The 5,781-nt window shown below is 44.6% G+C and carries 9 protein-coding genes; all 9 read left to right on the forward strand.

The annotated features are described in order from the left end of the window. Positions 1-488, forward strand: a 488-nt coding sequence (locus tag NIG5292_RS15395) for a major spike protein G (RefSeq protein WP_032309205.1), incomplete at its 5' end; no start/stop codon positions are given. A gap of 8 nt (positions 489-496) precedes the next feature. Beyond that, the gene (locus tag NIG5292_RS15400; RefSeq protein WP_000466547.1) at positions 497-1,483 is read left to right on the forward strand and encodes a Minor spike protein; all 987 of its coding nucleotides are present in this window, start codon (positions 497-499) and stop codon (positions 1,481-1,483) included. Between the two features lie 63 nt (positions 1,484-1,546). Further along, positions 1,547-3,088, forward strand: a complete 1,542-nt coding sequence (locus NIG5292_RS15405; protein WP_000252566.1) for a replication endonuclease — start codon at positions 1,547-1,549, stop codon at positions 3,086-3,088. Then, on the forward strand, positions 3,021-3,173 hold the full coding sequence (locus NIG5292_RS15410) for a hypothetical protein (RefSeq protein WP_435988044.1): 153 nt from the start codon (positions 3,021-3,023) through the stop codon (positions 3,171-3,173). Before NIG5292_RS15405 ends, NIG5292_RS15410 begins: the two co-directional genes overlap by 68 nt. After that, entirely contained in the window at positions 3,106-3,345 is a 240-nt protein-coding gene (locus NIG5292_RS15415; protein WP_016670801.1) for a phage DNA packaging protein C, read from the forward strand. The genes NIG5292_RS15410 and NIG5292_RS15415 overlap by 68 nt, the downstream gene beginning before the upstream one ends. Continuing rightward, a complete protein-coding gene (locus tag NIG5292_RS15420) occupies positions 3,342-3,800 on the forward strand; it encodes a scaffolding protein D (protein WP_000084700.1) in 459 nt (152 codons plus the stop codon). Before NIG5292_RS15415 ends, NIG5292_RS15420 begins: the two co-directional genes overlap by 4 nt. Next, positions 3,800-3,916, forward strand: coding sequence for a phage DNA packaging protein J (locus NIG5292_RS15425; RefSeq protein ID WP_000033471.1), 117 nt, complete (start codon positions 3,800-3,802; stop codon positions 3,914-3,916). Before NIG5292_RS15420 ends, NIG5292_RS15425 begins: the two co-directional genes overlap by 1 nt. 36 nt (positions 3,917-3,952) lie before the next feature. After that, entirely contained in the window at positions 3,953-5,236 is a 1,284-nt protein-coding gene (locus NIG5292_RS15430; RefSeq protein WP_000065572.1) for a major capsid protein, read from the forward strand. Positions 5,237-5,346: 110 nt separating this feature from the next. After that, positions 5,347-5,781 (forward strand): hypothetical protein (locus tag NIG5292_RS15435; protein ID WP_024240205.1); only part of this gene is annotated, 435 nt, incomplete at its 3' end.

Below are 5,781 nucleotides of genomic sequence, written 5' to 3' on the forward strand. Positions count from 1 at the left end.
TTTCTGATAAGCTGGTTCTCACTTCTGTTACTCCAGCTTCTTCGGCACCTGTTTTACAGACACCTAAAGCTACATCGTCAACGTTATATTTTGATAGTTTGACGGTTAATGCTGGTAATGGTGGTTTTCTTCATTGCATTCAGATGGATACATCTGTCAACGCCGCTAATCAGGTTGTTTCTGTTGGTGCTGATATTGCTTTTGATGCCGACCCTAAATTTTTTGCCTGTTTGGTTCGCTTTGAGTCTTCTTCGGTTCCGACTACCCTCCCGACTGCCTATGATGTTTATCCTTTGGATGGTCGCCATGATGGTGGTTATTATACCGTCAAGGACTGTGTGACTATTGACGTCCTTCCCCGTACGCCGGGCAATAATGTTTATGTTGGTTTCATGGTTTGGTCTAACTTTACCGCTACTAAATGCCGCGGATTGGTTTCGCTGAATCAGGTTATTAAAGAGATTATTTGTCTCCAGCCACTTAAGTGAGGTGATTTATGTTTGGTGCTATTGCTGGCGGTATTGCTTCTGCTCTTGCTGGTGGCGCCATGTCTAAATTGTTTGGAGGCGGTCAAAAAGCCGCCTCCGGTGGCATTCAAGGTGATGTGCTTGCTACCGATAACAATACTGTAGGCATGGGTGATGCTGGTATTAAATCTGCCATTCAAGGCTCTAATGTTCCTAACCCTGATGAGGCCGTCCCTAGTTTTGTTTCTGGTGCTATGGCTAAAGCTGGTAAAGGACTTCTTGAAGGTACGTTGCAGGCTGGCACTTCTGCCGTTTCTGATAAGTTGCTTGATTTGGTTGGACTTGGTGGCAAGTCTGCCGCTGATAAAGGAAAGGATACTCGTGATTATCTTGCTGCTGCATTTCCTGAGCTTAATGCTTGGGAGCGTGCTGGTGCTGATGCTTCCTCTGCTGGTATGGTTGACGCCGGATTTGAGAATCAAAAAGAGCTTACTAAAATGCAACTGGACAATCAGAAAGAGATTGCCGAGATGCAAAATGAGACTCAAAAAGAGATTGCTGGCATTCAGTCGGCGACTTCACGCCAGAATACGAAAGACCAGGTATATGCACAAAATGAGATGCTTGCTTATCAACAGAAGGAGTCTACTGCTCGCGTTGCGTCTATTATGGAAAACACCAATCTTTCCAAGCAACAGCAGGTTTCCGAGATTATGCGCCAAATGCTTACTCAAGCTCAAACGGCTGGTCAGTATTTTACCAATGACCAAATCAAAGAAATGACTCGCAAGGTTAGTGCTGAGGTTGACTTAGTTCATCAGCAAACGCAGAATCAGCGGTATGGCTCTTCTCATATTGGCGCTACTGCAAAGGATATTTCTAATGTCGTCACTGATGCTGCTTCTGGTGTGGTTGATATTTTTCATGGTATTGATAAAGCTGTTGCCGATACTTGGAACAATTTCTGGAAAGACGGTAAAGCTGATGGTATTGGCTCTAATTTGTCTAGGAAATAACCGTCAGGATTGACACCCTCCCAATTGTATGTTTTCATGCCTCCAAATCTTGGAGGCTTTTTTATGGTTCGTTCTTATTACCCTTCTGAATGTCACGCTGATTATTTTGACTTTGAGCGTATCGAGGCTCTTAAACCTGCTATTGAGGCTTGTGGCATTTCTACTCTTTCTCAATCCCCAATGCTTGGCTTCCATAAGCAGATGGATAACCGCATCAAGCTCTTGGAAGAGATTCTGTCTTTTCGTATGCAGGGCGTTGAGTTCGATAATGGTGATATGTATGTTGACGGCCATAAGGCTGCTTCTGACGTTCGTGATGAGTTTGTATCTGTTACTGAGAAGTTAATGGATGAATTGGCACAATGCTACAATGTGCTCCCCCAACTTGATATTAATAACACTATAGACCACCGCCCCGAAGGGGACGAAAAATGGTTTTTAGAGAACGAGAAGACGGTTACGCAGTTTTGCCGCAAGCTGGCTGCTGAACGCCCTCTTAAGGATATTCGCGATGAGTATAATTACCCCAAAAAGAAAGGTATTAAGGATGAGTGTTCAAGATTGCTGGAGGCCTCCACTATGAAATCGCGTAGAGGCTTTGCTATTCAGCGTTTGATGAATGCAATGCGACAGGCTCATGCTGATGGTTGGTTTATCGTTTTTGACACTCTCACGTTGGCTGACGACCGATTAGAGGCGTTTTATGATAATCCCAATGCTTTGCGTGACTATTTTCGTGATATTGGTCGTATGGTTCTTGCTGCCGAGGGTCGCAAGGCTAATGATTCACACGCCGACTGCTATCAGTATTTTTGTGTGCCTGAGTATGGTACAGCTAATGGCCGTCTTCATTTCCATGCGGTGCACTTTATGCGGACACTTCCTACAGGTAGCGTTGACCCTAATTTTGGTCGTCGGGTACGCAATCGCCGCCAGTTAAATAGCTTGCAAAATACGTGGCCTTATGGTTACAGTATGCCCATCGCAGTTCGCTACACGCAGGACGCTTTTTCACGTTCTGGTTGGTTGTGGCCTGTTGATGCTAAAGGTGAGCCGCTTAAAGCTACCAGTTATATGGCTGTTGGTTTCTATGTGGCTAAATACGTTAACAAAAAGTCAGATATGGACCTTGCTGCTAAAGGTCTAGGAGCTAAAGAATGGAACAACTCACTAAAAACCAAGCTGTCGCTACTTCCCAAGAAGCTGTTCAGAATCAGAATGAGCCGCAACTTCGGGATGAAAATGCTCACAATGACAAATCTGTCCACGGAGTGCTTAATCCAACTTACCAAGCTGGGTTACGACGCGACGCCGTTCAACCAGATATTGAAGCAGAACGCAAAAAGAGAGATGAGATTGAGGCTGGGAAAAGTTACTGTAGCCGACGTTTTGGCGGCGCAACCTGTGACGACAAATCTGCTCAAATTTATGCGCGCTTCGATAAAAATGATTGGCGTATCCAACCTGCAGAGTTTTATCGCTTCCATGACGCAGAAGTTAACACTTTCGGATATTTCTGATGAGTCGAAAAATTATCTTGATAAAGCAGGAATTACTACTGCTTGTTTACGAATTAAATCGAAGTGGACTGCTGGCGGAAAATGAGAAAATTCGACCTATCCTTGCGCAGCTCGAGAAGCTCTTACTTTGCGACCTTTCGCCATCAACTAACGATTCTGTCAAAAACTGACGCGTTGGATGAGGAGAAGTGGCTTAATATGCTTGGCACGTTCGTCAAGGACTGGTTTAGATATGAGTCACATTTTGTTCATGGTAGAGATTCTCTTGTTGACATTTTAAAAGAGCGTGGATTACTATCTGAGTCCGATGCTGTTCAACCACTAATAGGTAAGAAATCATGAGTCAAGTTACTGAACAATCCGTACGTTTCCAGACCGCTTTGGCCTCTATTAAGCTCATTCAGGCTTCTGCCGTTTTGGATTTAACCGAAGATGATTTCGATTTTCTGACGAGTAACAAAGTTTGGATTGCTACTGACCGCTCTCGTGCTCGTCGCTGCGTTGAGGCTTGCGTTTATGGTACGCTGGACTTTGTAGGATACCCTCGCTTTCCTGCTCCTGTTGAGTTTATTGCTGCCGTCATTGCTTATTATGTTCATCCCGTCAACATTCAAACGGCCTGTCTCATCATGGAAGGCGCTGAATTTACGGAAAACATTATTAATGGCGTCGAGCGTCCGGTTAAAGCCGCTGAATTGTTCGCGTTTACCTTGCGTGTACGCGCAGGAAACACTGACGTTCTTACTGACGCAGAAGAAAACGTGCGTCAAAAATTACGTGCAGAAGGAGTGATGTAATGTCTAAAGGTAAAAAACGTTCTGGCGCTCGCCCTGGTCGTCCGCAGCCGTTGCGAGGTACTAAAGGCAAGCGTAAAGGCGCTCGTCTTTGGTATGTAGGTGGTCAACAATTTTAATTGCAGGGGCTTCGGCCCCTTACTTGAGGATAAATTATGTCTAATATTCAAACTGGCGCCGAGCGTATGCCGCATGACCTTTCCCATCTTGGCTTCCTTGCTGGTCAGATTGGTCGTCTTATTACCATTTCAACTACTCCGGTTATCGCTGGCGACTCCTTCGAGATGGACGCCGTTGGCGCTCTCCGTCTTTCTCCATTGCGTCGTGGCCTTGCTATTGACTCTACTGTAGACATTTTTACTTTTTATGTCCCTCATCGTCACGTTTATGGTGAACAGTGGATTAAGTTCATGAAGGATGGTGTTAATGCCACTCCTCTCCCGACTGTTAACACTACTGGTTATATTGACCATGCCGCTTTTCTTGGCACGATTAACCCTGATACCAATAAAATCCCTAAGCATTTGTTTCAGGGTTATTTGAATATCTATAACAACTATTTTAAAGCGCCGTGGATGCCTGACCGTACCGAGGCTAACCCTAATGAGCTTAATCAAGATGATGCTCGTTATGGTTTCCGTTGCTGCCATCTCAAAAACATTTGGACTGCTCCGCTTCCTCCTGAGACTGAGCTTTCTCGCCAAATGACGACTTCTACCACATCTATTGACATTATGGGTCTGCAAGCTGCTTATGCTAATTTGCATACTGACCAAGAACGTGATTACTTCATGCAGCGTTACCATGATGTTATTTCTTCATTTGGAGGTAAAACCTCTTATGACGCTGACAACCGTCCTTTACTTGTCATGCGCTCTAATCTCTGGGCATCTGGCTATGATGTTGATGGAACTGACCAAACGTCGTTAGGCCAGTTTTCTGGTCGTGTTCAACAGACCTATAAACATTCTGTGCCGCGTTTCTTTGTTCCTGAGCATGGCACTATGTTTACTCTTGCGCTTGTTCGTTTTCCGCCTACTGCGACTAAAGAGATTCAGTACCTTAACGCTAAAGGTGCTTTGACTTATACCGATATTGCTGGCGACCCTGTTTTGTATGGCAACTTGCCGCCGCGTGAAATTTCTATGAAGGATGTTTTCCGTTCTGGTGATTCGTCTAAGAAGTTTAAGATTGCTGAGGGTCAGTGGTATCGTTATGCGCCTTCGTATGTTTCTCCTGCTTATCACCTTCTTGAAGGCTTCCCATTCATTCAGGAACCGCCTTCTGGTGATTTGCAAGAACGCGTACTTATTCGCCACCATGATTATGACCAGTGTTTCCAGTCCGTTCAGTTGTTGCAGTGGAATAGTCAGGTTAAATTTAATGTGACCGTTTATCGCAATCTGCCGACCACTCGCGATTCAATCATGACTTCGTGATAAAAGATTGAGTGTGAGGTTATAACGCCGAAGCGGTAAAAATTTTAATTTTTGCCGCTGAGGGGTTGACCAAGCGAAGCGCGGTAGGTTTTCTGCTTAGGAGTTTAATCATGTTTCAGACTTTTATTTCTCGCCATAATTCAAACTTTTTTTCTGATAAGCTGGTTCTCACTTCTGTTACTCCAGCTTCTTCGGCACCTGTTTTACAGACACCTAAAGCTACATCGTCAACGTTATATTTTGATAGTTTGACGGTTAATGCTGGTAATGGTGGTTTTCTTCATTGCATTCAGATGGATACATCTGTCAACGCCGCTAATCAGGTTGTTTCTGTTGGTGCTGATATTGCTTTTGATGCCGACCCTAAATTTTTTGCCTGTTTGGTTCGCTTTGAGTCTTCTTCGGTTCCGACTACCCTCCCGACTGCCTATGATGTTTATCCTTTGGATGGTCGCCATGATGGTGGTTATTATACCGTCAAGGACTGTGTGACTATTGACGTCCTTCCCCGTACGCCGGGCAATAATGTTTATGTTGGTTTCATG

It is taken from the genome of Nereida ignava (assembly GCF_001049735.1).
Lineage (GTDB): Bacteria > Pseudomonadota > Alphaproteobacteria > Rhodobacterales > Rhodobacteraceae > Nereida > Nereida ignava.